Source organism: Streptomyces sp. SAS_272, assembly GCF_052543235.1.
In genome coordinates, this window is record NZ_JBMNDR010000192.1 from 1 (window position 1) to 3,239 (window position 3,239).

The 3,239-nt window shown below is 67.9% G+C and carries 4 protein-coding genes; 1 reads left to right on the forward strand and 3 read right to left on the reverse strand.

The genetic code is table 11. The annotated features are described in order from the left end of the window. Positions 1-25: 25 nt before the first annotated feature. The 3 genes from ACN6LD_RS42000 to ACN6LD_RS42010 form a co-directional block, all read right to left on the reverse strand. Positions 26-532 (reverse strand): HNH endonuclease, encoded by a 507-nt coding sequence (locus tag ACN6LD_RS42000; protein ID WP_057582307.1) that lies wholly within the window; start codon positions 530-532, stop codon positions 26-28. Between the two features lie 197 nt (positions 533-729). After that, on the reverse strand, positions 730-1,269 hold the full coding sequence (locus ACN6LD_RS42005) for a YbhB/YbcL family Raf kinase inhibitor-like protein (RefSeq protein WP_319194648.1): 540 nt from the start codon (positions 1,267-1,269) through the stop codon (positions 730-732). Positions 1,270-1,311: 42 nt separating this feature from the next. Continuing rightward, the gene (locus tag ACN6LD_RS42010; protein WP_319194649.1) at positions 1,312-2,094 is read right to left on the reverse strand and encodes a sporulation protein; all 783 of its coding nucleotides are present in this window, start codon (positions 2,092-2,094) and stop codon (positions 1,312-1,314) included. 155 nt (positions 2,095-2,249) lie between these two features. Between ACN6LD_RS42010 and ACN6LD_RS42015 the strand changes: the two genes are divergently transcribed. Continuing rightward, complete coding sequence (locus ACN6LD_RS42015; RefSeq protein ID WP_319194651.1) at positions 2,250-2,891, forward strand: DNA-3-methyladenine glycosylase; 642 nt, start codon at positions 2,250-2,252, stop codon at positions 2,889-2,891. Positions 2,892-3,239: the final 348 nt, after the last annotated feature.

Genomic DNA, 3,239 nt, shown 5'->3' on the forward strand with positions numbered 1-3,239 from the left:
GGCCCCACTCACATACGGATGCGGGCTACGCGGCGTCCAGCGTCAGCCACTCCGGCAGCGCGGCCAGGTCGTCCTGCCCCAGCGCCAGCAGCATGGCGTCCGCCGGGGTCGGCTCGAACGGCTGCCGCAGCAACGGCATCTGCGCCTGCTCGGGAGTCCGGTCCGCCTTGCGGTGGTTGTCCTCCGCGCACGAGGCGACCGTGTTCAGCCACGCGTCCTGACCACCCTGTGCCCGGGGCACCACGTGGTCCACGGTCGTCGCCCGACGACCGCAGTACGCGCACCGGTGGCGGTCCCTGATCAGCACACCGCGCCTGGACCACGGCGCTTGTCTTCGGAACGGCACCCGTACGTACCTGCACAGTCTGATCACCCGGGGCGCCGGGATGTCGACCTCGGCGCCGCGCATCCGGAGTTCGGGGTGGGCCTGCTCGACCACGGCCTTGTCCTGGAGCACCAGAACGACGGCTCGGTTCAACGTCACCGTCGACAGCGGCTCGAAGCTCGCGTTCAGCACCAGCGTGTCCCGCATACCAGCCCACCTCCTGTGTGCACCGGCCCACCCCCTGGCAGGCTGGGACCAACTCTGGCCGGGCACGCCGAGATGGACAACGCAATATCTGCTGCTCCACGGGAGGCGACCCCCGCGACCCCCGGCAACAAAAATGCCCGCCCCTGATCACTTCCAAGACCAGGGGCGGGCAAACGTTCCATGAACGATGAGCTGAATCATCCCTCCGTGGGATCTTCGTACTCACCGATCAGCTGGGCGCGGGCGAGCGCGTGGAACCGTAGGTTGAAGCCCACGACGGCGGGAGAGACCTCCGCGTCCGGTCCGAGCTTCTCCTGGTCCACCGCGTACACCGTGAAAACGTACCGGTGCGGCCCGTCCCCGGGCGGCGGGGCGGCCCCGCCGAAGTCCTTGCTGCCGTAGTCGTTGCGCACCTGCACGGCGCTCTCCGGCAGTCCCTCGAACGTGCCGCTGCCCGCACCCGCCGGCAGCTCGGTCACCGACGCCGGGATGTCGAACACGACCCAGTGCCAGAACCCGCTGCCCGTCGGGGCGTCGGGGTCGAAGCAGGTCACGGCGAAGCTCTTGGTCTCGGACGGGAAGCCCTCCCACCGCAGATGCGGAGAGGTGTTGCCCTTGGCCTGGACCTGGTCCGCCTTGAGCGTGCCCCCTTCCTCGACGTCCTCGCTCGTCACCGTGAACGACGGCACGGGAGGATGGAAGTCATGGGGGAGAGGCCGCCTGTTGAGCTCGGTCACCTCGGTACCTCCTGAACGGTTCTGGAGTCTGCGGTTCCGAGCCTAGAACCAGTTGCGCCTGCTGCCGACCTCGGACAGCCACTGGTTGAGGTACCCGGCCCAGTCCGTCCCGTGGTAGTCCTGCAGACCCACCTGGAACGAGCGGAAGGTGTCGCTGCCCTCGCTGAACAGTCCGGGCTTCTTGTCCATCTCCAGCACGACGTCCATCGTGTGCTCGTCGGCCACGAAGCTCAGCTCGACCTGGTTCAGCCCCCGGTACTGCGACGGCGGGAAGAACTCGATCTCCTGGTAGAACGGCAGCTTCTGCCGCGTGCCCCGGATGTGCCCGCGCTCCATGTCCGCGTTCTTGAAACGGAAGCCCAGCTGGACGAAGGCGTCCAGGATGGCCTTCTGCGCCGGCAGCGGATGCACGTTGACCGGGTCCAGGTCACCGGAGTCCACGGCCCGCGCGATCGCCAGCTCGGTCGTCACTCCGATGTTCATCCCGCGCAGCGCCTGCCCGTCGATCATCGTGATCGGCGTCTCCCACGGGATCTCCAGCCCGAACGGCACCGCGTGCACCGCGCCGGCCTGGAGCTCGAACGCGCCGCCGAGCCGCTGCTTGGTGAACTCGATGTCCTGCTTGTACTCCTGGTCCCCGCTCTCGACCTCGACCTTGGCCTGGAGCCCGACGGTCAGCCCCTCGATCTCCTGGTTGACGGATCCGCCCTGGATCCGCACCTCGCCCTGGACCACACCGCCCGGAACGACGTTGACCTCGGTCAGCACGGTCTCGACCGAAGCCCCGCCGGCCCCCAGACTCGCGAGCAGCTTCTTGAACGCCATGACTCTCCCTCTACCTACGACTCTCTGCGGACGGGATCCCTCGATCCCTACAAACGCGATCCGGACGAGGCCGGTTCCGCGTCCCTCACCCTGGCAAGCCGAGTGCCCGCTGACCACCCCGACGCACCCCCCGGTCTGCACTACGCTCGGAGGGCATGATCGCGACCCCCGACCGTACGCCTCTGCCCAGGACCTTCTTCGACCGCCCTGTCCTGGAGGTGGCGCCCGATCTCCTCGGCCGGCTCCTGGTCCGCACCACCCCCGACGGCCCGATCGCCCTGCGTCTCACGGAGGTCGAGGCCTACGACGGCCCGAACGACCCCGGCTCCCACGCCTATCGCGGCCCCACGGCCCGCAACAGCGTGATGTTCGGTCCGCCCGGACACGTGTACGTCTACTTCACCTACGGCATGTGGCACTGCATGAACCTCGTCTGCGGTCCGGAGGGCAGGGCGAGTGCCGTCCTGCTCCGCGCGGGGGAGATCGTCGAGGGGGCCGAAGCGGCACGTAAACGTCGACTCTCGGCCCGAAATGACAAGGAACTGGCCAAAGGGCCTGCCCGCCTGGCCACTGCCCTGGGCGTGGACCGAGCACTCGACGGGACGGACGCCTGCACCTCCGAGGAGACCCCCCTCCGCATCCTGACCGGCGCCTCCGTCCCCTCGGACCAGGTACGCAGCGGTCCGCGCACCGGAGTCTCCGGCGACGGAGCCCTGCACCCCTGGCGCTACTGGGTAGCTGACGACCCGACGGTGAGCCCTTATCGGGCCCATGTCCCCAGGCGTCGCCGAAGTTGACTCGCTGTTGGCCGGGGCGTAACGTAGCCCGAGCCGCTTGAACCGGGTACGGCGATCGCCTGCAGCCGGAAGCGGCCAACCCACTACCTACAACGCCCCTCACAGGGAGCGAATTCGGCATGCCTGCATGCCTGAATTCGAACCCTAAGGAACTCGATTATGAGTTGCGGCGGGAATCGGCTAGCGTAGTGAATGTCGAAAGGGCGCAGGGCGAAAGTCCGAAGCCTCGAGGCAAACCCCCCGACAGGGAATCGGATCGGAAAACGGTCTGGTAGAGTCGGAAACGCAAGACCGAAGGGAAACTGCCCGGAGGAAAGCCCGAGAGGGTGAGTACGAAGGAAGCGTCCG

What these genes read in the sequence shown, in the direction of transcription:
- ACN6LD_RS42000 (WP_057582307.1), bottom strand. Translation starts at nt 532, where the DNA reads ATGCGGGACACGCTGGTGCTGAACGCGAGCTTCGAGCCGCTGTCGACG.
- ACN6LD_RS42010 (WP_319194649.1), bottom strand. Translation starts at nt 2,094, where the DNA reads ATGGCGTTCAAGAAGCTGCTCGCGAGTCTGGGGGCCGGCGGGGCTTCG.
- ACN6LD_RS42015 (WP_319194651.1), top strand. Translation starts at nt 2,250, where the DNA reads ATGATCGCGACCCCCGACCGTACGCCTCTGCCCAGGACCTTCTTCGAC.